The 26350-nt window shown below is 71.2% G+C and carries 22 protein-coding genes and 1 other RNA gene; 7 read left to right on the top strand and 16 right to left on the bottom strand.

Going from position 1 to position 26350, the window contains the following annotated elements; translation table 11 throughout:
• Positions 1-16: 16 nt before the first annotated feature.
• From RKD23_RS23190 to RKD23_RS23175, 4 genes are all read right to left on the bottom strand, one after another.
• Positions 17-2215, bottom strand: a complete 2199-nt coding sequence (locus RKD23_RS23190) for a polysaccharide deacetylase family protein (protein WP_424855410.1) — start codon at positions 2213-2215, stop codon at positions 17-19.
• A complete protein-coding gene (locus RKD23_RS23185; protein ID WP_424855409.1) occupies positions 2215-3357 on the bottom strand; it encodes a hypothetical protein in 1143 nt (380 codons plus the stop codon). The genes RKD23_RS23190 and RKD23_RS23185 overlap by 1 nt, the downstream gene beginning before the upstream one ends.
• A gap of 214 nt (positions 3358-3571) precedes the next feature.
• Entirely contained in the window at positions 3572-3745 is a 174-nt protein-coding gene (locus RKD23_RS23180) for a hypothetical protein (protein WP_424855408.1), read from the bottom strand.
• Between the two features lie 147 nt (positions 3746-3892).
• Positions 3893-4861 carry a LysR family transcriptional regulator gene (locus RKD23_RS23175; RefSeq protein WP_424855407.1) on the bottom strand — a complete coding sequence of 323 codons (969 nt, stop codon included), beginning with the start codon at positions 4859-4861 and terminating at the stop codon, positions 3893-3895.
• Between the two features lie 107 nt (positions 4862-4968).
• Between RKD23_RS23175 and RKD23_RS23170 the strand changes: the two genes are divergently transcribed.
• From RKD23_RS23170 to RKD23_RS23145, 6 genes are all read left to right on the top strand, one after another.
• Positions 4969-6303: an MFS transporter gene (locus RKD23_RS23170; RefSeq protein WP_424855406.1), complete on the top strand. Its 1335-nt coding sequence runs from the start codon at positions 4969-4971 to the stop codon at positions 6301-6303.
• A 158-nt stretch (positions 6304-6461) separates the two neighbouring features.
• Positions 6462-7763 (top strand): ABC transporter substrate-binding protein, encoded by a 1302-nt coding sequence (locus RKD23_RS23165; protein ID WP_424855405.1) that lies wholly within the window; start codon positions 6462-6464, stop codon positions 7761-7763.
• The gene (locus RKD23_RS23160) at positions 7760-8668 is read left to right on the top strand and encodes a carbohydrate ABC transporter permease (protein WP_424855404.1); all 909 of its coding nucleotides are present in this window, start codon (positions 7760-7762) and stop codon (positions 8666-8668) included. Before RKD23_RS23165 ends, RKD23_RS23160 begins: the two co-directional genes overlap by 4 nt.
• A complete protein-coding gene (locus RKD23_RS23155; RefSeq protein WP_424855403.1) occupies positions 8665-9489 on the top strand; it encodes a carbohydrate ABC transporter permease in 825 nt (274 codons plus the stop codon). The genes RKD23_RS23160 and RKD23_RS23155 overlap by 4 nt, the downstream gene beginning before the upstream one ends.
• Positions 9490-9501: 12 nt before the next feature.
• Complete coding sequence (gene yicI / locus RKD23_RS23150; protein WP_424855402.1) at positions 9502-11751, top strand: alpha-xylosidase; 2250 nt, start codon at positions 9502-9504, stop codon at positions 11749-11751.
• Positions 11751-12758, top strand: a complete 1008-nt coding sequence (locus tag RKD23_RS23145; RefSeq protein WP_424855401.1) for a LacI family DNA-binding transcriptional regulator — start codon at positions 11751-11753, stop codon at positions 12756-12758. The genes yicI and RKD23_RS23145 overlap by 1 nt, the downstream gene beginning before the upstream one ends.
• A gap of 3 nt (positions 12759-12761) precedes the next feature.
• On the opposite strand, the gene dacB is transcribed toward RKD23_RS23145, so the two are convergent.
• From dacB to ftsE, 8 genes are all read right to left on the bottom strand, one after another.
• Positions 12762-14351, bottom strand: a complete 1590-nt coding sequence (dacB, locus tag RKD23_RS23140) for a D-alanyl-D-alanine carboxypeptidase/D-alanyl-D-alanine endopeptidase (protein WP_424855400.1) — start codon at positions 14349-14351, stop codon at positions 12762-12764.
• 29 nt (positions 14352-14380) lie between these two features.
• Entirely contained in the window at positions 14381-15349 is a 969-nt protein-coding gene (locus RKD23_RS23135) for an alpha/beta hydrolase family esterase (RefSeq protein WP_424855399.1), read from the bottom strand.
• Positions 15350-15416: 67 nt separating this feature from the next.
• The gene (locus RKD23_RS23130; protein ID WP_424855398.1) at positions 15417-16301 is read right to left on the bottom strand and encodes a DUF4232 domain-containing protein; all 885 of its coding nucleotides are present in this window, start codon (positions 16299-16301) and stop codon (positions 15417-15419) included.
• A 97-nt stretch (positions 16302-16398) separates the two neighbouring features.
• Positions 16399-16767: a transfer-messenger RNA gene (gene ssrA, locus RKD23_RS23125) on the bottom strand.
• A 95-nt stretch (positions 16768-16862) separates the two neighbouring features.
• A complete protein-coding gene (smpB, locus tag RKD23_RS23120; protein ID WP_404047375.1) occupies positions 16863-17405 on the bottom strand; it encodes an SsrA-binding protein SmpB in 543 nt (180 codons plus the stop codon).
• A 58-nt stretch (positions 17406-17463) separates the two neighbouring features.
• Complete coding sequence (locus RKD23_RS23115) at positions 17464-18627, bottom strand: S41 family peptidase (RefSeq protein WP_424855397.1); 1164 nt, start codon at positions 18625-18627, stop codon at positions 17464-17466.
• A gap of 67 nt (positions 18628-18694) precedes the next feature.
• The gene (gene ftsX / locus RKD23_RS23110; protein WP_424855396.1) at positions 18695-19612 is read right to left on the bottom strand and encodes a permease-like cell division protein FtsX; all 918 of its coding nucleotides are present in this window, start codon (positions 19610-19612) and stop codon (positions 18695-18697) included.
• 37 nt (positions 19613-19649) lie between these two features.
• The gene (gene ftsE / locus RKD23_RS23105) at positions 19650-20339 is read right to left on the bottom strand and encodes a cell division ATP-binding protein FtsE (RefSeq protein ID WP_399642071.1); all 690 of its coding nucleotides are present in this window, start codon (positions 20337-20339) and stop codon (positions 19650-19652) included.
• A 195-nt stretch (positions 20340-20534) separates the two neighbouring features.
• Between ftsE and RKD23_RS23100 the strand changes: the two genes are divergently transcribed.
• A complete protein-coding gene (locus RKD23_RS23100) occupies positions 20535-20729 on the top strand; it encodes a hypothetical protein (protein ID WP_404047263.1) in 195 nt (64 codons plus the stop codon).
• Between the two features lie 65 nt (positions 20730-20794).
• Here RKD23_RS23100 and RKD23_RS23095 read toward each other — a convergent pair whose 3' ends face one another.
• The 4 genes from RKD23_RS23095 to RKD23_RS23080 all read right to left on the bottom strand — a co-directional run bounded on the left by RKD23_RS23095 (position 20795) and on the right by RKD23_RS23080 (position 26076).
• On the bottom strand, positions 20795-21460 hold the full coding sequence (locus RKD23_RS23095) for a hypothetical protein (protein ID WP_424855395.1): 666 nt from the start codon (positions 21458-21460) through the stop codon (positions 20795-20797).
• 302 nt (positions 21461-21762) lie between these two features.
• Positions 21763-22866, bottom strand: a complete 1104-nt coding sequence (prfB, locus tag RKD23_RS23090) for a peptide chain release factor 2 (protein WP_424855394.1) — start codon at positions 22864-22866, stop codon at positions 21763-21765.
• A gap of 176 nt (positions 22867-23042) precedes the next feature.
• Positions 23043-24281: a serine/threonine-protein kinase gene (locus RKD23_RS23085; RefSeq protein ID WP_424855393.1), complete on the bottom strand. Its 1239-nt coding sequence runs from the start codon at positions 24279-24281 to the stop codon at positions 23043-23045.
• Positions 24282-24411: 130 nt separating this feature from the next.
• On the bottom strand, positions 24412-26076 hold the full coding sequence (locus RKD23_RS23080) for a serine/threonine-protein kinase (RefSeq protein WP_424855392.1): 1665 nt from the start codon (positions 26074-26076) through the stop codon (positions 24412-24414).
• Positions 26077-26350 lie beyond the last annotated feature (274 nt).

Here is a 26350-nt window from a genome sequence, read left to right as displayed (position 1 = left end):
CCCTGCATCCCCTGGGTCATCCCACCGGCCTCCGATCGTCACCAACGGCCGCGCGCTGGCGCGGTACCGGGCCGCCGGGTGCCTCGACGACACCCGTGCGGCGCAGTTTCTGCCAGCGCAGCCGGCCGCCGGTGAGGGCGGTGATCCAGGACTGGAGCAGTACGACGTACATGAGCTGGCGGTACAAGATCTGCTGGAGCGGGAGCGAGATCAGATGAGTCATCCGCTCCTTGTCCAGGCGGAAGGCGTACGCGGCGCAGAACGCCTGGATGGCCAGGACGCCCAGCCATGCCACGACCGTCTTCTGGGTCGGGCCGAACACCACTCCGTACAGCAGGAACACGTCGATCAGCGGCGCCAGCAGCGGGGCCACCACCATGAACAGCGACACCAGCGGCAGGCCCACGCGGCCGAAGCGGCCCGACGGGCCCCGCTCGACCAGCGCCTTGCGGTGCTTCCAGATGGCCTGCATGGTGCCGTACGACCAGCGGTAGCGCTGCGACCACAGCTGCTGGACGGACTCGGGGGCCTCGGTCCAGGCGCGGGCGTTCTCGGCGTAGACGACCCGCCAGCCGTCGCGGTGCAGCGCCATGGTGACGTCGGTGTCCTCGGCGAGCGTGTCGTCGCTCATGCCGCCGATCCGCTCCAGGGCGGAGCGCCGGAAGGCGCCCACCGCGCCGGGGATCGTCGGCATGCAGCGCAGCACGTCGTACATACGGCGGTCGAGGTTGAAGCCCATCACGTACTCGATGTGCTGCCACGCGCCGATCAGCGAGTCACGGTTGCCGACCTTGGCGTTGCCCGCGACCGCGCCCACGCGCGGGTCGCCGAAGGGCTGGACCAGCTCACGGACCGTGGCCGGTTCGAAGACGGTGTCGCCGTCCATCATGACGACGATGTCGTACCGGGCGTTGGCCAGGCCCCGGTTGAGCGCGGAGGGCTTGCCGCCGTTGAGCTGGCGGATCACCCGTACGTTGGGCAGGCCCATGGCCTCCACGATCCGCGCGGTGCCGTCGGAGGAGCCGTCGTCGATGACGAGGACCTCGATGGGGTGCTCACTGTCCATCAGCGAACGGACCGTGTTCTCGATGCACTTGGCCTCGTTGTACGCCGGCACCAGCACGGACACCGGTTCGGTGACCGGCGGCCCCCAGCGGAAGCCGCGGCGGCGCACCCGGCGGGCGTGGTAGCCGGAGAGCAGCAGCATCAGCACGAACCGGCCGATGACCAGGGTGCCGATGACGGCGAGCCCGGCCACCAGACCATCGGTGATCTTCTCCGAGGCCTGGACCAGGAAGATCCACGCCTTGCCCTTCCACAGGTCGAGGCCGGTGACCTCGGAGTGGGCGCTGGGCGCGCCGAGGGCCTCGGTGAGGTTCTGGAACTTGTACCCCTCGGCCTGCATCTGCGGCAGGAACTTGTCCAGCGCCTGGACCGTCTGGTGACGGTCGCCGCCGGAGTCGTGCATCAGGACGATCGCGCCCTTGCCGTTCTTGGGGGTGGCGCGGCGGATGATCTCGTCGACGCCGGGCTTGCGCCAGTCCTCGCTGTCGGTGTTGTTGACGACCGTGATGTAGCCGCGGCTGCCGATGTACTCGGTCACCGGCCACGACTTGTCGTCCATCGCGTCGGAGAAGGACGAGTACGGCGGACGGAACAGGGAGGTGCGGATACCGGCCGCGCCGGTGATGGCCAGCTGGTTCTGCGACAGCTCCCAGTCGATGCGCTTCTTCGACTGGTACGACAGGTCGGGGTGGTTGAAGGTGTGCAGGCCGATCTCGTGGCCCTCCTCCACCATGCGCCGCACCAGGTCGGGGTAGCGGGAGGCCATGGTGCCGGTGACGAAGAAGACGGCGTGCGCGTGATGCTTCTTCAGCACGTCCAGGACCTTCGGCGTCCACTCCGGGTCGGGGCCGTCGTCGAAGGTGAGCACCAGCCGGTGGCTCTCGACGCTCAGGGTGACGGCCCGGCCCCCGCGGGTGTCGATGACCGGTCCGCCTTCGAGGATCTTCTCCGGTACGTGGTCGGAGGAGGCAGGCGGCCGGACGCGGTGGTCGGCAAGGATCTCGCTGTGCACATAGCCGCGCAGCATCAGCATCGCCATCAGGGCGACGAGGACGAGCGCGGGGAGCAGCAGGCGCATGGGCACACGGGGGCGCCGGGAGCCGTCTCGGGCTCCGGCCGGGGGCCCGTGACGGCGTTTGCGGGATGCCATCAGAGGATGTACTCCGGGGACGGGGAGGGTTGAGCGGAGGCGGGTGCGGCGAGCGTGGACGGCTCACTGCCGCCCTGCTCCGCCGCCAGAGGGTCGGATGCGAGCGGGCCGTTCCCCGTCGTGCCGCCGTCGCCGCCCCCGCTGTCGCCGCCGCCGGTCTCGGACGACGGGTCGGGCGTGGTCGGGTCGGCGCTGGGCGTCGTCGGCTCGGGGTCGGGCTCGGTGGCCGTCTCCGTCGGCTCGGGGTCGGGCTGGGTCACGCCGCCTCCGGGCTGCGGGGCGGTCGTCCTCGACTGGGCCGGGTCGGGCCCGGTCGTGGCACCGGCGGCGGGCGCCTCGGCGGTGGGCGCCGTACCGGCAGCGCCGGGGTCGCCTCCCACGGCCGGCGTCGAACCGGCCGTCGCGCTCGGGTCGGCCTCCGGCGACACGGCGGCACCCGTCTCCGACGGCAACCCCGACTCCGACGGCAGCACAGGCGAGTCCACCTGCCCCGCCGGCTTGCCGCCCTTCTGCCCGGGAACAGGCAGCCAGGGCGCGTCGGAGCTGCCGGAGAGCAGGGTGGCGACGATGACGACCGCGTAGACCGCGCAGGCGACTCCCACGGCCACGCCCAGTCGGCGCCACATGCGGCTGCGGCGGCCCGTCTCGTCGACGAACACCGGCCCGTCGGAGCCGTCCTGAGCGCCGGTCACGCCGCCCTTCACCGGGCGCAGCGCCACGTCGCCCAGTTGTACGGCGTCCAGCTGGACCGTCACCTCGTGCGGGTCGTGCGTGGCCGCGGCGGCCCCGGCCCGGGGCGCCTCCTCCTCGGTCTCGGCCCAGGGGTCGCGGGGGGCGGCGGTGCCACCGGCTTCGGGGGTGGTCGGCAGTACGGCGGTGGCGTCCGCGTCCGCGACGGCGCCCGCGTCGGCACCATCGAACCAGGAGGCGGCGGGGGCGGAAGCAGTGGGGGGAGCAGAGGGAGCGAACGGGGTGAAAGCTGTGGGCGGAGCCGACAGGCTGAAGGACGCTGGAGCAGGCGCGGGCCCTTGACCGGGCCGCGGTGCGGCGTGCCGGCCCCTGCTGGCGGTAGGCCACCCTCCCGCGGTCGTACCGCCACCGGACAGCGGCCCACCGGGCATTCCGGTGCCGCTACCGGGCATTCCGCCCCTGGGTATCTCGCCACCAGGCATGCCGCCACGGGCCGGCCCACCAGGCACACTCCCGGGAGCCTCACCCCCACGCCCCCTACGCGGCATCGACTCCGGCGACTGCCGTGGCCGTACGGCCCTCGGCCCTACGGCCGTCTCGTCCGCCCCGCTGTCGGCCACGGCGGCGTGCCAGCCGGCGAGGGCCGCGTCAGGCAGCACCTGCGTCTCAGCGGAAGGCGAAGGCACGGGCGACGGCGTCGGCGACGGCATGCCCGAAGACATGGGCATAGGCGTAGGCACAGGCCTGGGCAGCGGCGGGGCCGGGATGTCCGACGAGCCGGACGTGGCCTCGGGCCACTCCGGTTGGGCGTCTTCTCGCCAGTTGTTCACGTGCGCGCATCCCCCCACGGGACAGTTCGGGGTGCGCGTACGACGCCGAGCACCCGTCGATCGAGATCAGGCCCCCACCCGATCCGAGCGCCCCCTTTACCACACCGTGCTCAGGCCATGAATGTAGCGCACGTGGAGGTTCCCTGGTTCCCACGTGTCACTCGGGACCCGACATGATCTTCGCATCGGTGGCCGGAATCCATCCCCCTTCCGGTCGCCGGAGCCACCCCTCCTCCCCCGCGACCTGCACCGCAGCCTCCCGCAGCGCGTCCAGCCCCGGATGCACCAGCCCTTTTCGCCAGACGAGTGACACTGGCGACAGTGGCACAGGATCGACGAGCGGCCGCAGCACGGCTCCGGGCATGGCCGGAAAGTCGACCACGGCCAGCACGGGGTTGCGGGTCTTGGCCATGATCCGCCCGAACTCCTCGTCACCGACGGCCATCGGAAGGGGTGACGCGACCTCGATGCCGCGTCCCTCGAACAGGCGATGGGCGAGGTCCGTCCACTCCGGCGTCCGCGGATTGCCGGCGCCCGCGTACACCACCTCACCCGCCAGCGCGGCCAGCGGCACCCGCTCCCACGTGGCCAGGGCGTGGTCCTCGGGCAGCAGGACGGCCATGGGCTCGTAGCGCACGGGCTGATGGTCGAGCCCGGCCCGCAGCGCCGGGGCGAGCCCCGCGTAGCGGCCGAACGACACGTCGAGGCGCCCGGCGAGCAGTTCGGCCACGGCTCCGGTGAGGCCGCTCTCGTAGCGGGCCATCAGCTCATGGCCGGGGGCGAGTTCGCGGGCCCGGTGCAGGACGCGGCGCGGGGTGCCGAGGCCGGTGGAGTTGCAGTCGACCAGCAGCGGGCGGGCCTGCCCGAACGCGGACAGCAGGTCGTCCTGGGCCTGGAGGACCCGCCGCGCGTGCGGCAGCAGCCGCTCACCGTCGTCCGTCAGCGTCACCTGCCGGGTGCTGCGCACGAACAGCTCCGCGCCCAGCTCCCGCTCCAGCCGCCGTACGTCCCGGCTGAGCGCCTGCTGGGAGACGTAGAGCCGGGCGGCGGCGCGGGTGAAGTGCAGTTCCTCGGCTACGGCGACGAAGCCGCGCAGGAGGCGGGGGTCGAGGTGGGGCGGCGGCATCCGCCGAACCTACAACGCCACCCGCGCCGGATTGACAACAGGAGTGCGTGAATGGATGCCGGAAAGGTGTTGGACCCCTTGATCGGCTCGGCGCGAGGCTGATCACCATGCCGCATACGCTCCAGAACAGCCCCCGCCGCGCCCGCCACGACAGCCCTCGCCTTCACCTCGCCGTCACCGCCGACACCCTCATAGCCGCCGACTTCCGCCCCCGAGAACACCCCCGCGAGCACCCCGCACGCCCACCCGGCCCCTACCGCCGTCTCCTCTCCCGCCCCGGCACTCGCATCTTCACGATCGGGAATCTGATCGCCCGCCTCCCCATGGGCATGTTCGGCGTGAGCGCGGTGATGATGATCGCCGACGCCCGCGGCTCGTACGCCCTCGCCGGGGCCGTCACCGCGACCGGCCTCGCCGCGACCGCGCTGGTCGCCCCGTGGACCGCGCGGCTGATCGACCGGCACGGCCAGGCCCGGATCGCCGCCCCCGCCACGCTCCTCGCGGTGCTCGGCGGGCTCGCGCTGCTGCTGTGCGTGCGGTACGGCGCCCCGGACTGGACCCTGTTCGGCGCGTACGCCGCCACCGCGACCTGCCCGAACATCGGCGGCCTGTCCCGGGCCCGCTGGAACCATCTGCTCAAGGGCGACCCCGACGCCCTGCACACCGCGAACTCCTTCGAACAGGCCGCCGACGAGCTGTGCTTCATGCTGGGCCCGGTACTCGCCGCGTTCCTGTGCGGGACCCTCTTCCCGGAGGCGGGCACGCTCGTCGGCGGGGCGCTGCTGCTGACCGGCATGGCGGCGTTCCTCGCGCAGCGCTCGACGGAGCCGCCGCCCTCACCGCCGGCCGCGTCCGGCAGCTCGCCCCTGCGCGCCCCGGGCATGCCGCCGCTGCTGCTCGCCTGCCTGGCCATGGGCGTCGTCTTCGGGGCCATGGAGGTCGTCACCATCGCGTTCGCGGACGCACAGGGACACCGTTCGGCAGCGGGTGTCGTACTCGGCCTCCAGGCGACCGGGTCCTGCATCGCGGGGCTGGTCTACGGGGCGCTCAAGCCGGGCGGGCCGGCCGCCCGCCGCTACCCCTGGTCCATCGCCGCGATGACGGCCCTGATGACCCTTCCTCTGCTCGCCGCACAGCTCACCGGATCGCTCCTCGTCCTGGCCGCCGCGCTGCTCGTGGCCGGGATGGCGACCGCCCCGACGATGATCACGGGCATGAGCCTGATCCAGGAGCGCACCCCCGAGGGCCGCCTCAACGAAGGCATGACCCTCGCCGTCACCGGCCTCCTCGCGGGCATCTCCGGCGGCAGCGCGCTGGGCGGCTGGACGGCCGAGCACCTCTCGGAGACCGCCGGCTACGGCATCCCGGTCACCGCGGCCGCGGCGGCCCTGCTGATCATCCTCGTCACGACCCGCCGCCTCACCCCCACGCCCCGCCGCTGACACGTACCTCCGCAACAACCGCTCCCGTCCGACCCATTGACGCCCACCCCGCCCCCACATACCTTCCTCCGTCGAAGCGCTTCGACGCCCCCTATCGAATCGCTTCGACACATCAAGACCCGATGCACCATCCGGCTCCCCTCCCCTGGAGGCACAGGATGTTGACGGCAAGAAGGCGTACGGCGGCGGCAGGCGCGGTGATCCTCGCGGGAGCCCTGCTGCTGGCCGCCTGCGGCGGCGCGGACGACGGCGACGGCGGCGCCGGCAGCAGCACCCTCCGCCTCTGGCACTACGAGGCCCCCAACAGCGCGATGGGCATCGCCTGGGCCGAGGCGATCAAGGAGTTCGAGGCCACGCACCCCGGCGTGCGGGTCACGTACGAGGAGAAGGCGTTCGAGCAGATCCAGAAGACCGCCCCGATGGTCCTCAACTCCTCCGACGCGCCCGACCTGATGGAGTACAACAAGGGCAACGCCACGGCCGGCCTGCTCTCCCGCCAGGGCCTGCTCACCGACCTCACCCCGGAGGCCACCGAACGCGGCTGGGACGACAAGCTCGGCCCCGGGGTGCGCACGACCAGCCTGTACGACGCGAACGGCGTGATGGGCTCCGGCAAGTGGTACGGCGTGCCGAACTACGCCGAGTACACGATGGTCTTCTACAACAAGGACCTGTTCGCCGAGCACGACATCCCCGAGCCGAGGACGTTCGACGAACTGACCGCGGCGATGGACACCTTCGCCGAGCACGACATCACCCCGCTGGCCAACGCCGGCGCCGAGTACCTCGCCCAGCAGTACCTCTACCAGCTGGCCCTGTCGAAGGCGGACCGCTCGTGGGTCGACGCCTACGAGCTGTACCGGGGCGAGACCGACTTCCACGACCCGGCCTGGACGTACGCCGCGCAGACCTTCGCCGACTGGGTCGACAAGGGCTACCTCGCCGGGACGTCCAGCGGCACCAAGGCCGAGGAGGCGGGCGTCTCCTTCCTCCAGGGCAAGACGCCCATCCTGTTCTCCGGCAGCTGGTGGTACGGCCGCTTCCAGGACGAGGCCACCTTCGACTGGGGCACCTTCCTGTGGCCCGGCTCGGACCTCACCCTCGGCTCCGGCGGCAATCTGTGGGTCGTCCCCCAGAGCGCCGAGAACAAGGAACTGGCCTACGACTTCATCGACATCACCCTGTCGAAGAAGATCCAGAACCTCCTCGGCAACAAGGGCGGCGTCCCGGTCGCGGCCGACGCGAGCGCCGTCACCGACCCCAAGTCGAAGAAGCTCATCGCCGACTTCAACACCCTCACCGCCCGGGACGGCCTCGCCTTCTACCCCGACTGGCCGGTCCCCGGCTTCTACGACGTCCTCGTCTCCGAGACCCAGAAGCTGCTCACCGGCAGCACCGAACCGGACGCCTACCTGGACGCCCTCCAGGAGGCGTACGACAAGGGCGCGCCGAAGCGATGACGAGCACGACAGGCGGGACAAGCCGACTGCGCCACTCCTACGCCCTGTTCCTGCTGCCCGGCGCCCTCGCCTTCCTCGCGGTCGTCGTGCTGCCGGTCGCGATGAACACCTACGTCGGCTTCACCGACTGGCAGGGCGTGGGCACCCCGCGGTGGTCGGGCCTCGCCAACTACCGGGAGCTGCTGGACGACAGCGAGTTCTGGGCGTCGTTCCGGCACAGCCTGTTCATGGTCCTGGCGATGGCCGCCGTACCGACGGCCCTCGGACTCGTGCTGGCCGCCGCCCTGTTCGACTACGTCGGCAAGCACTTCGGCACCCGTACGGTCACCGTCCTGCGCGCCTGCTTCTACCTTCCGCAGGTGCTGCCGATCGCGGTCGCGGGCATCGTCTGGAGCTGGATCCTCGCGCCGGAGAACGGCTCGCTCAACGAACTGCTGAAGGCCGTGGGGCTCTCCTCCTGGCAGCAGGACTGGCTCGGCGACCCGGACCTCGCCCTGTACAGCGTCATGGGCGTGATGGTGTGGGTGCAGCTCGGCTTCCCGCTGGTGGTGTTCATGGCGGGACTCCAGCGGGTGGACCCGCAGTTGTACGAGGCGGCCGAGCTGGACGGGGCGGGCTGGTGGCGCCGCTTCGGGCACATCACGCTGGCGCAGATCCGCGGGGAGATCTACGTCGTGCTGACCTGGTGCACGATCGCGGCGCTGAAGGTGTTCGGCGCGGTGTACGTGCTGACCAAGGGCGGGCCCGGCGGGGCCACGAACGTGCCCTCCTACTTCTCCTTCACCACGTTCTTCGAGAAGACGCAGGTCGGCTACGGCGCCGCGATCTCCACCGCGCTCACCGTGATCATCCTCGCGCTCTCGCTGGTCGGGCTGAGGCTCCAGACCCGCGCGGAGGAGTCATGACCAGGGCCTTGCGCCGCTACCCGGTGCTGATCGCGCTGTGCCTCGCCGCGCTCTTCATGGTCGTGCCGTTCCTGATCGTGGTGATGAACGCGGTCAAGTCGCCCGCGGAGTACGCGCAGAGCGGCCCGCTCAGCCTCCCCGAGGGCATCCATCTGGACGGCCTGGAGAACTTCTGGGAACGGGTGGACTACCCGCGCAAGCTCCTCAACTCCCTCCTCATCAGCGGGTCCGTGGCCGTGCTCGCCGTGGGCCTGTCGGTGCTGAACGCGTACGCGATCGGCATAGGCCGGATCAAGGGCCGCACCTGGGTGCTGGCGTTCTTCGTGCTGGCCAACACGCTGCCGCAGGAGGCGCTGGTCTACCCGGTCTACTACCTGAGCAAGGAACTCGGCCTGTACGACACCAGGCTGAGCGTGATCATCGTGTTCACGGTGCTGCAGACGGCGTTCGGTACCTATCTGCTCTCCTCGGTCCTTGGCCAGTTCCCGCGTGAGGTGATCGAGGCTGCCCGGATCGACGGGGCGTCCAAGTGGCAGATCCTGTGGCGGGTCGTCGTCCCGGTCAGCCGGCCCACGCTCGGGGTGCTGATGGTCTTCTTCTTCGTCTGGACCTGGAACGAGTTCCTGCTCCCCCTGGTGATGCTGATCTCCAACGACAACCAGACCGTGTCCGTGGCCCTCGGCGTGCTCCAGGGCCAGCGGCTGATGGACGCCACGATGACCAACGCGGCCGCCCTGCTCGGCGTGCTGCCCGCCCTCGTCTTCTTCCTCGTCTTCCAGCGGACGCTCACCCGCGGCATCGCCGTGGGAGCCGTGAAGTAAGGACACCCCCACGTGAAGTTCACCGATGGTCACTGGCTGCTGCGCGAGGGCGTCACCGCCGCCCATCCGGCCGAGGTCCTCGACGTCACCGCCGAGGACGGCCGGCTGGAGATCCACGCGCCGACCCAGCCCGTCCGCCACCGCGGCGACCTGCTGAAGGGACCGGTCGTGACGATCAGCGTGCACACCCCGATGCCGGACGTCATCGGCGTCACCCTCACCCACTTCGACGGCGAGCGGCCGGCCGGCCCCGCGTTCGCCCTCGCCGAGGAGAAGTGCGCCGCGCACACCGAGTACGACGACGAGCACGCCACCCTCACCTCCGGCGCCCTCTCCGTCCGGGTCTCCCGTACAGGCCCTTGGCAGGTCGACTTCCTCGCGGGCGGCCGCACCCTCACCTCCAGCGGCCCCAAGGGCATGGGCATCATGCGGGACGGAACCGACGCCCACTATCTGCGCGAGCAGCTGGACCTCACCGTCGGCACCTGCGTGTACGGCCTCGGCGAACGCTTCGGACCGCTCGTCAAGAACGGCCAGGTCGTCGACATCTGGAACGCCGACGGCGGCACGTCCACCGAACAGGCCTACAAGAACGCCCCCTTCTACCTCACCGACGCCGGCTACGGCGTCTTCGTCGACCATCCCGGCAAGGTGTCCTTCGAGGTCGGCTCGGAGACCGTCTCCCGCGTCCAGTTCAGCGTCGAGGCACAGCAGTTGACGTACTACGTCATCCACGGGCCCACCCCGAAGGAGATCCTGCGCCGCTACACCGCCCTCACCGGCCGCCCGGCCCTGCCGCCCGACTGGTCCTTCGGCCTGTGGCTGTCGACCTCGTTCACGACGTCGTACGACGAGAAGACCGTCACCTCGTTCATCGAGGGCATGCGGGAGCGCGAACTGCCGCTGTCGGTGTTCCACTTCGACTGCTTCTGGATGCGCGAGCTGAACTGGTGCGACTTCCGGTGGGACACCCGGGTGTTCCCCGACCCGGAAGGGATGCTGGCCCGGCTGCACGAGAAGGATCTGCGGGTCAGCGTATGGATCAACCCGTACATCGCGCAGCGCTCCCCGCTGTTCGCCGAGGGCAAGGCGCTCGGGCATCTGCTGAAGCGGCCGGACGGCAGCGTGTGGCAGTGGGACCTGTGGCAGCCGGGGATGGCGCTGGTCGACTTCACCAGCCCGGCCGCCCGCGACTGGTACGCGTCCAAGCTGGAGGCGCTGCTCGCGCAGGGCGTGGACTGCTTCAAGACCGACTTCGGCGAGCGGGTGCCGGTCGACGTGGTCTGGTCGGACGGCTCCGACCCGGAGCGGATGCACAACTACTACACCTATCTGTACAACCGGACCGTCTTCGACGTGCTGCGCCGGCACCGCGGCGAGGGCGAGGCCGTGCTGTTCGCCCGCTCGGCGACCGTGGGCAGCCAGCGGTTCCCGGTGCACTGGGGCGGCGACTGCGAGGCGACCTACGAGTCGATGGCGGAGTCGCTGCGCGGTGGAATCTCGCTCGGTCTGACCGGGTTCGGGTTCTGGAGCCATGACATCGGCGGCTTCGAGGGCACGCCCACACCCGCCCTGTTCAAGCGGTGGATCGCCTTCGGCCTGCTGTCCTCGCACAGCCGGCTGCACGGCAGCTCCTCCTACCGGGTGCCGTGGCTGTTCGACGAGGAGTCGGTGGACGTGCTGCGGCACTTCACCCGGCAGAAGCTGCGGCTGATGCCCTATCTGTACGAGGCCGCCCGCGTCGCGCACACCGAGGGCGTGCCGGTGATGCGGGCGATGGTCCTGGAGTTCCCGGACGACCCCGCCTGCACGCATCTGGAGCGGCAGTACATGCTCGGCCCCGACCTGCTGGTCGCGCCGGTCTTCAGCGACTCGGGCGAGGTGTCGTACTACGTGCCCGAGGGCACGTGGACGCATTTCACGACCGGCGAGACGGTCACCGGGCCGCGCTGGGTGCGGGAGCGGCACGGCTTCACCAGCGTGCCGCTGCTCGTCAGACCGGGCGCGGTGATCCCGGTGGGCGCGGTCGACGACCGGCCCGACTACCCGCACGCCGAAGGCGTCACCCTGCGCGCGTACGGCCTGGAGCGCGGCGCCCAGGTGGCGGTCCGGGTCGGGGACACGCACTTCACCGTCGTACGGGAAGGGACCGCTCTGCGGGCCTCGTGCGGCGATCCGGCCGCGCCCTGGGCGTTGGCGGCCGGGGAGCGGATCGTGCGGGCGCCGGCCGGGACCGGGTTCCTGCTGCTGGAGCTGGACTGATGGTCAAGATCACCGATGTGGCGCGACGCGCCGGGGTCTCCCCCAGCACCGTCTCCTACGCCCTGAGCGGCAAGCGCCCGATCTCCGAGGAGACCCGGCGGCGCGTCGAGGAGGCCGTCCGCGAGCTGGGCTACCGCCCGCACGCCGGCGCCCGCGCGCTGGCCAGCAGCAAGGCGAACGTGCTGGCGCTGGTGGTGCCGCTGCGGGCGGGCATCCATGTGCCGGTCGTCATGCAGTTCGCGGTGTCGGTGGTGACCACGGCACGGCGGTACGACCATGACGTGCTGCTGCTGACCCAGGAGGAGGGCGACGACGGGCTGCGCCGGGTCGCCGACACCGCGCTGGTGGACGCGCTGATCGTGATGGACGTCCAGCTCGACGACCCCCGGCTGCCGCTGCTGCGCTCCCTGGACCGGCCCTCGGTGCTGATCGGGTTCCCCGCCGAGCCGGCCGGGCTGACCTGCGTCGACCTGGACTTCCGGGCGGCCGCCGAGGCCTGTGTGGACCATCTGGCGCGGCTCGGGCACCGGGTGGTGGCGCTGGTCGGGTCGCCGCCGGAGGTTTATGTGCGCCGGACGGCGTTCGCCCAGCGGGTGGTGCAGGGCTTCACCGCGGCCGCCGACCGGGCCGGGATGTCCTCGCGGGTGCACCCCTGCGAGGTGGCGCCCGCCGCCGCCCGCCGGGTCGCCGAACAACTGCTGCGCACCCAGCCCGCGCTGACCGGCGTGGTGGTGCACAACGAGGCCGTCCTGGAGCCGCTGGTCGACGCGTTCGAGCAGCTCGGACTGCGGGTGCCGGGCGATCTGTCCGTCACCGCGATCTGCCCGGACGACCTCGCCGAGTCCGTGCGGGTGCCGGTCACGTCCGTCGCGCTGCCGACCGCCGAGCTCGGCACCCGCGCGGTGGAACTGCTGGTCGGGAAGCTCGCCGGGACGCCCGTACCGGGGGCCACCTCGCTGCGGCCCCGGCTGACGGTACGGGCGTCCACGGCGCCCCGCACGCCGTGAGGTTCAGCAGCGGGCGGGCTTGGCCCAGGCGCACTCCAGGCCACTGTCCGGGCCGCTGCCCGGGGCGGTGCTCCGGACGGTCGCGAGCGTCGCGGCCTCATCGGCGGTGGAGCGGGCCAGGGTGACGACGATGGCGTCCTCCAGCGGCTTCACCGACGAGGCCTGGTAGTTGTTCAGCACGATGCTGTAGACCAGTTCACGCCCGTCCGCGTCGGTGACGTACCCGGACAGCGCCGAAGCCCCGGTCAGCGAGCCGGTCTTGGCGCGGGCGTTGCGTGCGGCGGGCGTGTTGCACATCCGGGTGCGCAGGGTGCCGCCCACGAACCGGGCGGGGTCGCAGGCGACGGGCAGGGAGCGGTACCAGTCGGCGTACCAGGGCTCGGCGCGTACGGCGAGCAGCAGCCGGGTGAGCTGGGCCGCGGGGAAGTTGTCCATGCGGGACAGGCCCGAGCCGTCGACCTGGCGGACGCGGGCGGTGTCGACGCCGACGCCCTTGAGGTAGCCGGAGACCGCGGCGAGCCCGGCCGGCCAGGTGCCCTGCCCGGACACCTTGTACCCCATGGCCTTGGTGAGGGCCTCGGCGTGCATGTTGTTGGACAGCTTCATGAACGGGATCAGCAGGTCCTTCAGCGGCATGGACGCGTGGGACGCCAACTGCCGTGCGCCGGCCGGGGTCTGCCGTCCCAGGCGGGTCGGCCCGGTGACCCGTACGCCGTGCGCGGCGAGCGCGTCCCGGAAGACGGCTGCGGCGTAGCCGGTGGGCTCCCACACGGTCACCCACTCCTTGGCGCCGGAGCCGCCGACGGGTGTGGTGCCGGTGACGTGGAGGGTGTTGCCGCCGTGCTCGCGCTCGACGGTGAGGTCGTTCGCCCCGCCCGCCGCGACCGTGGTGGCGTCGACCCGTACGTCGACGTAGTCGGTGTCGGGCGTGACCGTGACGGCGGGTTCGTCGCCGGCCTTCGCCCCCGGGGTGACGGTGACGATGACCGTGCCGGTGTCGTAGTCGGTGTCCGGGGCCAGGCTCAGCGCGCTGATCTGTGCGGAGTAGTACGACGACTCGTCGTCGGCGGCCCAGGAGCGGCCCAGGCGCTGGTCGTCGAAGCGGGTGTCGTCGGCGAGGAGCCGTCCCTCGACCCGGGTGACGCCCGTGGCGGCGACATCGGCGGCGAGCCGGTCGTAGTCGGCGGCCAGCAGCGTGGGGTCGCCGGTGCCGCGCAGATACAGGTCGCCGACGAGGGTGGAGCCCACGCGGCGCCCGCCGGTGAGCACGTCGGTGGTGAACCGGTGCTCCGGGCCGAGGATCTCCATCGCGGCGGCGGAGGTGGCGAGTTTGGTGTTGGAGGCGGGCATCAGGCGGGTGGTGGGCAGATGGCTGTACAGCACGTCACCGCTCGCCGCGTCGGCGACGACGACGCTCGCGATGCCGCCCTCCATGCGCGGGTCGCCGAGGACGGTGTCGATGGCCTCGGGCAGGCCGGTGCGGTCGGCGTCCGCACCGGCCGGTGCCCCGGGCCCGAGGACGGCGGCGGCGAGCACCAGCGTCACGGGCCAAGTCCACAGTCTCTTGGGAAGGTTGATGCCGGGTCTGCTCATGCCTCAGGAGCATCCCGGATGACGGGGACCTACGACAGACCCCACGCGCGACCCATACGAGAGGCCGCGCACAGATTCACGTCGAGCAGATACGCCCCGGCGGTCCCGCACTGCTCGCTGCCGCTGCCCGGATCGACGGGCTGCCCGTGCCCCATCCCGGTGAGGCTGTACGTCTCGACGACCGGCCGCCCGGCCGGGTCCCGGAACACCTGGTGCGGGTAGCCGGCGACGGTGTCGGAGACGTCCGCGGTCTGGTCGGCGCCGTGCACATCGGTCCACTGCCGCATCAGGTCGGTCATGTTGACCGGCTTGACGGTGTAGTCGGCGCTGCCCTGGAAGACGCTCAGCACCGGCCAGGGCCCGGTGTATCCGGGCTGCGCCGCCCGCACCCGGTCGCCCCACTGCTTCGGGGTCTGCGTGGCCCCGACGTACATGCACACGTACGGCGACCCGGCGGCCTGCGCGCACCCGTAGGGCAGCCCGGCGACGACCCCTCCGGCCGCGAACTTCTCCGGGTACGCCGCCATCATCACGGCCGTCATCCCGCCTCCGGCGGACAGCCCGGTCACATAGACCCGGGAGGCGTCGCCGCCGGTGTCGGCGAGCTGCCGGTCGACCATCTGCGCGACGGACGCGGCCTCGCCCTGGCCGCGCTGGATGTCGCCGGTCTGGAACCAGTTGAAGCAGGTCGAGGAGTTGTTGGCGGCCTGCTGCTGCGGCAGGACGACGGAGAACCCCCAGCGGTCGGCCAGTTGCAGCCAGCCGCTGCCGGTCCCGTACCCGGACGCGTTCTGCGTACAGCCGTGCAGCGCGACGACGACGGGCCGGCCCGCGGGCAGCCCGTCGGGGACGTACCGGTACATCTTCAGGGCCCCGGGGTTGGTCCCGAAGCCGGTGACCTCCTGGAGGGAGGCGGCGGACGCGGGCGCCGGGGAGATCAGGACGGCGAGAAGGGCCGTCAGGACGGCGAGGAAGCTTGCGGCTCTGGTCTGTGTCATGGGGAGGGAACGTAGAACCGTGAACCAACGGCCGATATGGAGTGGGACCCCACAAGGGGCCCTCCGGCTATGGGCGGCCGGAACTCTGGACGCCGCTCTCGTCCTTCCGCCATGCCCCGACGCCGAGCCGCCCGGTCGTGCCGAGGTCGAGCTCCGGCGTCACGATGACCGGCCGCGCACCGGACTTGGGCACCAGCCGGACGTAGGGCACGTTCACCGCCTCCCCGAACTGGGTGGTGTTGCGCCAGGCCAGCGTGGCCGCCGCGGCCTCACCGGGCTCGAGGACGACGGGCCGAGGGCCGCCCTCGCCGCCGAGACCGGTGCTGATCTGCTCGGTCCCCTTCAGGATGCGTACGCCCTCAATGGGGTCATGCGCCTCGTCGAGGAGCTCGACCTCGGGGTAGCCGTTCAGCTCGTACGGCGTGCTGCCGCAGTTGACGAGATGCAGCCCGACCACGCGCAGCCCCATGGCGGCGTCGCCCTGGTCGGCGTACACATGCACCCCGGAGGCCGGGCACGGCCCCGACGCGGAGGGCTCCTCGGCGGCGGGCACGCTGCGCACCTTGAGGATCTTGAGCTCGGACACCTGGGACCACGCCCCCAGATCGACGGCGCTCCGGACGGTCCTGCCCGGGCCGACGGACGGGACGACGTGCTCCACGGTGTCGCCTCCCAGCTCCGAGACGAACCCCAGGGTGACGGTGAAGGCGGCGGCCTCGGAGCTCTGGTTCGTCACCTCGATCTCGGCGGAGGCCTCGGACCCGCAGGTGTCCAGTGCGACGACCTTCACGCCGTCCTCGGGCGACGGGTCGGGAGCGAGGCTCGGACCCGTGGACGGGCCGCAGGTCGCCGGGCCTGTGGTGCTCTGCGGCGAGGCCTGCTCGGAGCCGCACGCGGCGAGCAGCAGGACACCGGCGAGTGCGGCGGGAACGGCACGAAGACGTATCGGCATCCGCCCACCCCATCACACGGGATCACCGCATGACACAGGCCCCGCCGCTCGGAAGCGACGGGGCCTGTGCCCACATGGGGTGTACCCCCGAAGGGGCTGGTGGAGATGGCGGGAATCGAACCCGCGTCCAACGGTGCGGAATCAGGGCTTCTCCGTGTGCAGTCTGGTACGAGTTTCTCAGCCCTCCGGATCACCCAGACAAGTCCGGAACGGGCTCAGTCACTGTTAGATTTCCCTCTTCACCCCGTGACCGGGATCAAGGTTTAGTTCCCTAGCTGATGCCAGGATCCGGGTCGGGAACAGCCCCGGGCTGACACTTCGCAAGTCGCTGATCAGGCAGCGAGGGCGAAGGAATCGCGCTTGGTGTTGGCGATTATTTGTTTCGGCCTGTGGTTTACGAGATCATGGCCGCTTCCTCGACACGCTTCCCCTGCTTCGACAGCCGCTGTCGAAACCGATCATCCCCATGTTGATTTTTCAATCTGCACACCGGTCACCGGCCGGTGCTGCTGCCATCGTACGTGACCAACGCACGCCGGTGCCAGCGTATTCCCGGCGGGGCTACGCGCCCCGCTGCCTGCGCTTCGCCGCCGCGATCGCCCGGTCCGACTCCCGGCGGTCCTGCTGCTCGCGCAGGGTCTGGCGCTTGTCGTACTCCTTCTTGCCTCGCGCGAGAGCGATCTCGGCCTTCGCGCGGCCGTCCTTGAAGTACACGGCGAGCGGCACGATGGTGTGACCCGTCTCCCCCGCCTTGACCTCCAGCTTGTCGATCTCCTCGCGGTGCAGCAGCAGCTTGCGCTTGCGGCGCGCGGAGTGGTTGGTCCAGCTGCCCTGGCTGTACTCGGGGATATGGGCGTTGTGCAGCCACGCCTCGCCCCGGTCGATCTGGACGAACCCGTCGACCAGCGAGGCACGGCCCTGACGCAGCGACTTCACCTCGGTGCCGGTCAGCACGATGCCGGCCTCGTAGGTGTCGATGATCGCGTAGTCGTGCCGCGCCTTCTTGTTCTGGGCGACGATCTTGCGCTTGCCGCCCTTCTCGCCGTCCTTGGCCTTGGCGGCCGTCCCGCCCTGCTTCGGCTGGGACTCCTTGGGTACGTACATTCCCTTGCTCATAGTGCCGTCCATTTTCGCACTACACAGGGGTCCGACGGGAAGCCGTTTACTGCTTGCCCAGTCCGCTCAGCACCGTCTCGGCCCGCTTGAGGGCCTCCCCGTCCGCCTCCAGGTCGGGGGTGATGCCCCGGCCGTCGACGCCCCGGCCCGCCGGGGTGCGGTAGTGGCCGACGGTCAGCTCGGCGACCGAGCCGTCGGGCAGCCGGCTCGGCATCTGCACCGAGCCCTTGCCAAAGGTGCGGGCGCCCACGACGACCGCCCGGCCGCGGTCCTGCAGGGCGCCCGTGACCAGCTCGGCCGCGCTCATGGTGCCCCCGTCGACCAGCGTGACCAGGGGTTTCTCGGTGTCGCCGCCGGGCTTGGCGTGCAGGGCGCGCTGCTCGCCCTCGACGTCGTAGGTGGCGACCAGGCCCCCGTCGAGGAAGGCCGAGGCGGCGCTGACGGCCTCGGTGACCAGGCCTCCGGAGTTGCCGCGCAGGTCGAGGATGATCCCGCCGGGACGGGCCTGTCGTACGGCGCCCCGCACCCGCTCGCCCGAGCCCTTGGTGAACGCGGCGACCTTGATCACGGTGACCCCGCCGGGCAGCCCCCGTACGGTCACCGGCTCCGTGGACAGGCTCGCGCGGCGCAGGGTGACGCTCCACGCGCGTGTGCCGCGCTCCAGGCCGAGCCTGACCGTCGTACCGACGGCCGCTTCGGTGGCGTCGCCGCGCAGCAGGGAGACGACCTCGGTGACCGGGCGCCCGTCGACCGTGCGGCCGTCGACGCTGCGCAGCCGGTCGCCCTCGCGGATGCCGGCCCCGTCGGCCGGTGAGCCCGAGCGCACCCGGGCCACCTCGATCCGCCCGTCCCGCTCGCGCCGGGCCCACAGCCCGACGCCGGTGTAGCGCCCGTCCAGGGCCTCGGTGAACTCCTCGTACTCGCCCTCCGAGTACACGGCCCCCCACCGGTCCCCGCTGCGGCTGACCGCGCGCTCGGCGGCCTCCTCCGGGGACTTGCCGTCGGCCATCGCCTCGGCCGCGGCCTCGGCCACCTCGTGCCGGCTGAGCGACGCGGCGGCGGTCCGGCTCACCTCCGGCTCGGGTCTGCGCTCCTCACCGGGCAGTGCCCCGGTCGCCGCACCGGCGGCCAGCACCCCCGCGAACACCAATGTCAGGGCAGCCCCGCGGCCGACACGGCGGGGCTGACAGAACAGGTCACGACCTGACATGGCGGTGAGTCTAGGACAACGGCAAGGGCCGTACGGTCGGTTGACCGTACGGCCCTCGGGGCGTGCGTCACACCTTCAAGTACTTGCGCAGCGCGAAGAACGCGGCCAGCGCGGGCATCAGCAGGCTGGTCACCAGGATCAGCGGGAGGGTGCCGAGGACGGCGTCCCAGCCGATGAAGTTGATCAGATTGAGCTTCTCGGACAGGGCGAGGCCGTGGTCGATGATGAAGTAGCGCGTGGCCACCAGGAAGGCGCAGGCCACGCTGCCGCCGATGAGTCCGGCGACGGCCGCCTCCGCGATGAACGGCGCCTGGATGTAGAAGCCGGAGGCGCCGACCAGGCGCATGATCCCGGTCTCCCGCCGACGGCTGAACGCCGAGACGCGCACGGTGTTGACGATCAGCATCAGCGCCACCACCAGCATCAGCGCCATGACCGCCCGCGCCGCCCACTTCATGCCGTTGAGCAGCTCGAAGAGGTTGTCCAGGATGCCCTTCTGGTCCTGCACGGACTGCACGCCGTCACGCCCGTTGAAGGCCGTCGCGACGACCTGGTACTTCTCCGGGTCCTCGAGCTTGATGCGGTACGACTCCTGCATCTGGTCCGGCGTCAGGGAGCTGGCCAGCGGGGAGTCGCCGAACTGCTCCTTGTAGTGCTTGTACGCCTCGTCCTGCGACTCGTACGTCACCTTCTCGACGACGTTCATCTTGTCGAGGCTCGCGAGGATCTCCTTCTTCTGATCCTCGGTCACCGCGCCCTTGGCGCAGTTGGGGTCGGACTCGGCGTCGCTCTTGTTGCAGAGGAAGATCGAGACGTTGACCTTGTCGTACCAGTAGCCCTTCATGGTGTTGACCTGATCGCTCATCAGCAGCGTGCAGCCGAACAGCGCCAGGGACAGGGCGACGGACACGACGACGGCGAAGGTCATCGTCAGGTTGCGGCGGAGACCCACACCGATCTCCGACAGTACGAACTGGGCGCGCATGGCGTCTGGTCAAGCCTTTCCGTGGAGCAGTCGGTCGTCAGTGCTGGTAGCCGTAGACGCCACGTGCCTGGTCGCGCACGAGGCGGCCCTTCTCCAGTTCGATGACGCGCTTGCGCATCTGGTCCACGATGTTCTGGTCGTGCGTCGCCATCACCACGGTCGTGCCGGTCCGGTTGATCCGGTCGAGCAGCTTCATGATGCCGACGGAGGTCTGCGGGTCGAGGTTGCCGGTGGGCTCGTCCGCGATCAGCAGCTTGGGCCGGTTCACGAACGCCCGCGCGATGGCCACGCGCTGCTGCTCACCGCCGGACAGTTCGCCCGGCATCCGGTCCTCCTTGCCGCCGAGGCCCACGAGTTCCAGCACCTGCGGCACGGACTTGCGGATCTCACCCCGGGACTTGCCGATGACCTCCTGCGCGAAGGCGACGTTCTCCGCCACCGTCTTGTTCGGCAGCAGCCGGAAGTCCTGGAACACGGTCCCCAGCTGGCGGCGCATGTGCGGCACCTTCCAGTTGGAGAGGCGCGCGAGGTCCTTGCCCAGTACGTGCACCTGCCCGTGGCTGGCCCGCTCCTCGCGCAGGACCAGCCGCAGGAACGTGGACTTGCCGGAGCCGGAGGACCCCACGAGAAAGACGAATTCGCCCTTCTCCACTTCCAGGGACACATCCCTGAGTGCGGGGTGGCTCTGCTTGGGGTAGACCTTGGAGACGTTGTCGAATCGGATCACGGGTGCACCACGGGTCGCCGGGGGTAGATGTGCGTGACCATACGCGAACCGGGTGCGCAACCGCAGGCTCCGGGAGCGGTTGTGTGTACCTTGTTCGTTTTTGCGCACCGCAAGAACCTGGCACAGTGGAGGGGGAACGTTCTCACCCCCGGGCGCGTTCTTGAGGTAAGGACCCGGCATGAGGAGGGCGAGCGCATGACGTACGACCGGTTGGTGTGCGCGAACTGTGCCGCCCCTGTGGCGGAGGGTCGCTGTCCGGTGTGCCGTGCGAACAGAGAGCGACTGCAGCAGGAGAACTTCTTCGCCGGTCTGAACCCCATGGCGCTCATCGCGCTGCTGGCCATCCTGATCGCCGCTGTGGCGCTGCTGGCAGCCCACCAGACCGTGTGACGCCGAAGGGCCCGGAGCGCGAGGCTCCAGGCCCTTGGAACTGGCGTGAGAGGCGCCGGCCGCCGTCAGGCAGCCGCACCGCCCCGGCCGCCGACCAGTCGCGGCAGGATGCGGAAGCCGATGCCGCCGGCGATCATCGTGGCGGCGCCGATCACCAGGAAGGTGGTCTGGGCGGCACCCGTCTCGGCGAGCTCCTGGCCGCCGCCCTGGGCGGTGGTGTCGGAGCCCGCGCCGGTGCCGGTGCCCGTACCGGTGTCCGTGCCCGTGTCGGTCAGGGACGAGGAGCCCTCGCCCTGCGCCGAGTCGCCGGAGCCACCGTCCGGGTCGGTGTTGTTGCCGGAGTTGCCGTTGCCGTCGCCCTGGCCGTTCCCGTTGCCGTTGCCGTTGCCGTTACCGGTGTTCGGGTCCTCCGAGGGGTCCTCGGTCGGGTTCGGGTCCTCGCTGGGCTCCTCGGTGGTGGGCTCCGGCTCCTCGGTCGGCTCCGTCGGCTCCTCCGTGGGCTCCGGCGGCAGGTCCGTCGGAAGGTCCGTGGGGATGTCGGTCGGCAGACCGGTGTTGGTCGGGTCCGGCTCCGGGTCGGGGCTCGGGGACTCGTCGGCGCACAGGATGCCGAGGACGCACTCGTCGGACTCGGCGGCGGAAGCGGCTCCCGCGGCGGTCAGCGAGGCACCGGCGGCGATCACGGCACCGGCCGCTATGCGCGCGACTCGGATCCGCGTCTTGTTGGTCATCAGGCTGCTACCCCCAGTAGCTGATCGTCGATGAGGCGGCGCTCGGGACGGTGATCAACGGAGGTAGTCGGATCGAAGCGAAGCCCCCCGGTTCACATGCGTCCCAGGAATACGCATGCCACGCTTCACCCTTCCCATTTTTCAAAGCAACGTCAAGGCCGTTGCGTACGCATTGCCCAATTCCGGTGCGTGATGCCGGAATTCGCCCCTGTGAGCGTCCTGCGAAACCCGGACAAACGCCAACCGCCCTCGAAAACGAGGGCGGTTGGCGAGTCGATCATCAAACTGTCAAATCGACAAAGTTACTTCTCCTGCTGCTTGCGCCAGCGAATGCCGGCCTCCAGGAAGCCGTCGATCTCACCGTCGAGCACGGCCTGCGGGTTGCCGACCTCGAACTCCGTGCGCAGGTCCTTGACCATCTGGTACGGGTGCAGGACGTACGAACGCATCTGGTTGCCCCAGGAGCTGCCGCCGTCCTTGAGGGCGTCCATCTTGGCCCGCTCCTCCTGGCGCTGCCGCTCGAGCAGCTTCGCCTGCAGAACGTTCATGGCCGTGGCCTTGTTCTGGATCTGCGAGCGCTCGTTCTGGCAGGAGACGACGATGCCGGTGGGCAGGTGCGTGATGCGGACCGCGGAGTCGGTCGTGTTGACGCCCTGGCCACCGGGTCCGGAGGACCGGTAGACGTCGATGCGCAGATTGGACTCGTCGATGTCGATGTGGTCGGTCTGCTCGACGACCGGCAGCACCTCGACGCCCGCGAAGGAGGTCTGGCGGCGTCCCTGGTTGTCGAAGGGCGAGATCCGCACGAGGCGGTGGGTGCCCTGCTCGACGGAGAGCGTGCCGTAGGCGTACGGCACCTGCACGGAGAAGGTGGTCGACTTGATGCCGGCCTCTTCGGCGTACGACGTCTCGATGAGCTCGGTCTTGTAGCCGTGGCGCTCCGCCCAGCGCAGGTACATGCGCTGGAGCTGCTCGGCGAAGTCGGCGGCGTCGACGCCGCCCGCCTCGGCACGGATGTTCACGAGCGCCTCACGGGCGTCGTACTCACCGCTCAGCAGCGTGCGGACCTCCATCTCGTCCAGCGCCTTCTTGACGGCCGCGAGCTCGGACTCGGCCTCGGCACGGGTGTCCGGGTCGTCCTCCTCCTCGGCCATCTCGAACAGCACGGAGAGATCGTCGATCCGCGAGCGCAGGGCCTCGGCCTTCCTCACCTCCGCCTGGAGGTGGGACAGCTTGCTGGTGATCTTCTGCGCCTCGTCCGGGTTGTCCCACAGGGACGGCGCGGCCGCCTGCTCCTCGAGCACGGCGATGTCTGCCCTCAGCTTGTCGAGGTCCAGAACGGCCTCGATCGACTCCATGGTCGAGGAGAGGGACTTGAGCTCTTCGGATACATCGACGACTGCCACGCTCCCAGCGTAACGGCTCCGCCGGGCGGCGAGGTCCGTGAGTGGGGTTCACAGGCGGTGAGCACGGTTCACAGGGGGACGAGGCCGGGGGACGGACGGCCTGGCTTCACCTCTTGGCGGGCTCGTAACGGGCGGTGGGTGGGCAAAGGCCGGGGTCCGGGGCGGAGCCCCGGGGCTCAGGGGGACGCCGGGGACGAGGAGCCGCGGTCGTCGGAGGGGGTGCCCGGGTCGTCACCCGAGGTGGCCGCCCATGTGCCGACCCCCACAGCGGCGACCAGGGCCACCGCGGCCGCCCCCAGGGTGATACGCCGCCTGCGGGCGGAGGCCCGGTGCCGGGCGGAACCCGGCCGGGGCGCGCCGGAGGCCCGCGGCGCACGGGCCGTACCTCGGGCGCCGCCGGCCAGCTCGTCGGGCGCGGGCACCCTCATCGACGTATGCGTGTCGCGGTTGGAGTCGGGCTTCGCGCCCGGGACCAGCGACACGGCCCCCTTCCGCTCCCGCGCCGCAGGCACCTCGCCCCGCCCGGCCACGCCGCCCGCGGCCTCCTCCTCGGGCTCGCTGTCCGGCTCGTCCACGTCCAGCGGCGGCATCCCCGTCAGGGTCGGCAGCTGCTCGCGCAGCCGTGCCGCGAGCTCGGAGGCGCGCAGCCGGGAGGCCGGTGCCTTGGCCAGGCACTGGACGAGCAGCTGCCACAGCTCCTCCGGGATGCCGGGCAGCGGCACGACCGTCTCGGTCACATGCCGCCGCAGCACCGCGCCCGGATGCCCCCCGCCGAACGGCGTGAACCCCGCCAGCAGCTCGTACAGCACGGTCGCGAGCGCGTAGATGTCGACGGCCGCGCGCGGCGGCAGCCCCTCGACGATCTCCGGCGCGAGATAGTCCGGCGTGCCGATGATCTTCGTGGCGCGGGTCCGGCGCGGTGAGTCGATGAGCTTGGCGACGCCGAAGTCGGTCAGCAGGGCGGGGTGCGCCCCGCCGGGCCCGAGCGGGCCCTGCATGTCCAGGAGCACGTTCTCCGGCTTGACGTCCCGGTGCACGACCCCGGCCGCGTGCGCCGCGGCGAGCCCCTCGGCGACGTCCGCGACGATCGCGACGGCCGCCTCGGGGGCGAGCCGCCGCTCCCGCTCCAGGCGGGTGCGCAGATCGGTGCCGCGGACCAGGTCCATGACGAGCGCGAGGTCGTTGCCGTCGACCACGAGGTCGCGTACGGAGACGATGTGCGGGTGTTCCAGGCCGAGCAGGGCGGTGCGCTCCTGCACGAAGCGCCCGACGAGCTCCTGGTCCGACGCGAGGTCCTCGCGCAGCAGCTTGACGGCGACGGGCCCGTCGGGGCCCTCGCCCAGCCACACCGTGCCGGCGCTGCCCCGCCCCAGGATCTGGTTGGCGGTGTACCGGCTGCCGATCTTCCGTGCCAAGACTGCTCCTACAGACGCGTGTTGTCGTTAAAAGTACGCGTCCGGCGAGCCAACCTTCACCGCCGAGGCATAAATCACCCGCCAGGTGTCGACAAATCCACAGACTCACCGTCACCAGCGGGCCGTGGTGCTACTGCGAGGAGTTCCCGCCGAGCTCCCCGATCCAGTCCGAGACCGTGCCGAACCAGTCGCTGATCTGCTCCCAGTAGCCCTTGCCGGTGCCGATCCAGTCCTGCAGCGGGCTCAGCTCCCAGATCAGCCAGCCCGCCACGAACAGCACGACGATCATGACCAGGCAGCCCTTGAGGCAGCCGAGCCCCGGGATGCGCACCGGGTTGGCGCTGCGCTGCCGCGGCTGCCGGGGCTCGCGCACCGGCGGCTGGGGCTGCTGCGGCTGCGGGGCGGGCGCCGCGGGGGCGTACCGCTGCGGCTGCGGCGCCGGGGGCTGGGGCGTCTGGTAGCGCTGCTGCTGCGGATGGCCGTACCCGGGCGGCGGTCCCTGCTGCGGGCGCTGCTGCTGAGGCTGCTGCGGGCGCGGCTGCTGCTGCGGCCGGGCGACCTGCCGCTGGGGGCGGCGGCGCAGCGGGTCCTGGTTCGGGTCGAGGTACTGGACCTGCGTCTGCTCGTTGCGGTCGCGGGCCGCGCGCAGCTGCGACTGCCAGGGGTGCGGCTCCTCGGGCGCGCCGGGCTGCCCCTGCGGCACCGGCGGCATGACCGCGGTCGGGTCGGCCGCTCCGGTGTTCGGCAGTACGGCGGTGGGGTCCGCGGCACCGGCCGGGCCGGTGTGCGGCAGCACGCTGGTGGCGCCGTTGGGGTCGTAGCCGCCCTGCCCGCTGTGCGGCAGCACCTGCGTGGGATCGGCGGCGCCCGGTACGGCGGCGGGGGCCGGGTCGGGCGCGAGCAGCGCGCCGACGTTCTCGGCGGCGGCGATCTGCGCCGAGTTCGCGTGCACCCCGATGCCCTCGGCGACCACGCGCAGGGCACGGGCGAGGTTCTCCGCGCTGGGGCGGTCGTCGGGGTTCTTGCGCAGACAGCGCTCTATGACCGTCCACAGCGGCTCGGGCACGGTGGAGGGACGGCGCGGCTCGGCGCTGAGGTGCTGGTGCAGGACCTCCAGGGCGGAGCTGCCGGAGAACGGCGGACGGCCGGTGACCAGCTCGTACAGCAGGATGCCGGCGCCGTAGATGTCCACGGCGGAGGTCTGCGGTCGGCCCTCGGCGGACTCGGGAGCCACGTACGCGGGCGTGCCGACGAACTCGTGGGTGCGGGTCAGGCCCGGCGAGTCGGCCAGGCGGGCGATGCCGAAGTCGGTCAGCAGCGGGTGCATCTCGCCGCCGGCTTGCGCGAGCAGGACGTTGGCCGGCTTCAGGTCGCGGTGGACCACTCCGTCGGCGTGGCTGGCGGCGAGCGCGTCGGCGATCTGCGCGGTGAGCAGCGAGGCCGCGACGGGCGTGAAGGGGCCGTTCTCGCGGAGGTAGCGGTGCAGGTCGGGGCCGTCGACGAGGTCCATCACCAGGGCCAGCAGCTCGCCCTCGACGACCAGGTCACGGACCCGGACGATGTTGGGGTGGGTGAGCCGGAGCAGGACCGAGCGCTCGCGCAGGAAGCGCATCACGATGTCCGCGTCGCTGGCGAGCTCTTCCTTGAGCACCTTGATCGCGACGGTCTCGCCGGGCTGGCCGGGCACGGCCGCCTCGGCACCGGCCGTCTCTCGCTGGCGGGCTCGCCAGACGGTTCCCGTGGCGCCGCGGCCGAGCGGCTCCTCGAGGAAGTACTTGCTGCCGACTGGCCGCACGTCACGCGCTCCCTGCTGCTTGCCCGAAGAGTGTCCCGATGTTCCGACCCACTGTAGTGCTGTGCGGATCGAACCAGAGGTTCGAAGGAAAGACGTCGGCCCCGTTCCTTTTGGTTGCCCGGGCCGGGCGTGACCGATCTCTACTGATCGTCCGCGTGACCGGGATCAGGCACTTTTACGGGCAGAGCCGACCAATCAAGATCACTTCTTCCCGGGCGGCGGGCGCGTTGTCGGTGGCAGGTGCGAGGATGCGTGCAGTACTGGCCGACGTGCT

Source organism: Streptomyces sp. SAI-170, from assembly GCF_049739565.1.
Taxonomy (GTDB): domain Bacteria; phylum Actinomycetota; class Actinomycetes; order Streptomycetales; family Streptomycetaceae; genus Streptomyces.
This window is presented reverse-complemented; position numbering and strand designations above follow the sequence as displayed.

What these genes read in the sequence shown, in the direction of transcription:
- RKD23_RS23115 (WP_424855397.1), bottom strand. Translation starts at nt 18,627, where the DNA reads ATGTCAGGTCGTGACCTGTTCTGTCAGCCCCGCCGTGTCGGCCGCGGG.
- RKD23_RS23100 (WP_404047263.1), top strand. Translation starts at nt 20,535, where the DNA reads ATGACGTACGACCGGTTGGTGTGCGCGAACTGTGCCGCCCCTGTGGCG.
- RKD23_RS23180 (WP_424855408.1), bottom strand. Translation starts at nt 3,745, where the DNA reads ATGCGCGCACGTGAACAACTGGCGAGAAGACGCCCAACCGGAGTGGCC.
- RKD23_RS23130 (WP_424855398.1), bottom strand. Translation starts at nt 16,301, where the DNA reads ATGCCGATACGTCTTCGTGCCGTTCCCGCCGCACTCGCCGGTGTCCTG.
- smpB (WP_404047375.1), bottom strand. Translation starts at nt 17,405, where the DNA reads ATGTACGTACCCAAGGAGTCCCAGCCGAAGCAGGGCGGGACGGCCGCC.
- RKD23_RS23190 (WP_424855410.1), bottom strand. Translation starts at nt 2,215, where the DNA reads ATGGCATCCCGCAAACGCCGTCACGGGCCCCCGGCCGGAGCCCGAGAC.
- RKD23_RS23185 (WP_424855409.1), bottom strand. Translation starts at nt 3,357, where the DNA reads ATGCCCGGTAGCGGCACCGGAATGCCCGGTGGGCCGCTGTCCGGTGGC.
- RKD23_RS23145 (WP_424855401.1), top strand. Translation starts at nt 11,751, where the DNA reads ATGGTCAAGATCACCGATGTGGCGCGACGCGCCGGGGTCTCCCCCAGC.
- RKD23_RS23175 (WP_424855407.1), bottom strand. Translation starts at nt 4,861, where the DNA reads ATGCCGCCGCCCCACCTCGACCCCCGCCTCCTGCGCGGCTTCGTCGCC.
- RKD23_RS23170 (WP_424855406.1), top strand. Translation starts at nt 4,969, where the DNA reads ATGCCGCATACGCTCCAGAACAGCCCCCGCCGCGCCCGCCACGACAGC.
- dacB (WP_424855400.1), bottom strand. Translation starts at nt 14,351, where the DNA reads ATGAGCAGACCCGGCATCAACCTTCCCAAGAGACTGTGGACTTGGCCC.
- RKD23_RS23135 (WP_424855399.1), bottom strand. Translation starts at nt 15,349, where the DNA reads ATGACACAGACCAGAGCCGCAAGCTTCCTCGCCGTCCTGACGGCCCTT.
- RKD23_RS23155 (WP_424855403.1), top strand. Translation starts at nt 8,665, where the DNA reads ATGACCAGGGCCTTGCGCCGCTACCCGGTGCTGATCGCGCTGTGCCTC.
- RKD23_RS23160 (WP_424855404.1), top strand. Translation starts at nt 7,760, where the DNA reads ATGACGAGCACGACAGGCGGGACAAGCCGACTGCGCCACTCCTACGCC.
- RKD23_RS23165 (WP_424855405.1), top strand. Translation starts at nt 6,462, where the DNA reads ATGTTGACGGCAAGAAGGCGTACGGCGGCGGCAGGCGCGGTGATCCTC.
- ftsX (WP_424855396.1), bottom strand. Translation starts at nt 19,612, where the DNA reads ATGCGCGCCCAGTTCGTACTGTCGGAGATCGGTGTGGGTCTCCGCCGC.
- RKD23_RS23095 (WP_424855395.1), bottom strand. Translation starts at nt 21,460, where the DNA reads ATGACCAACAAGACGCGGATCCGAGTCGCGCGCATAGCGGCCGGTGCC.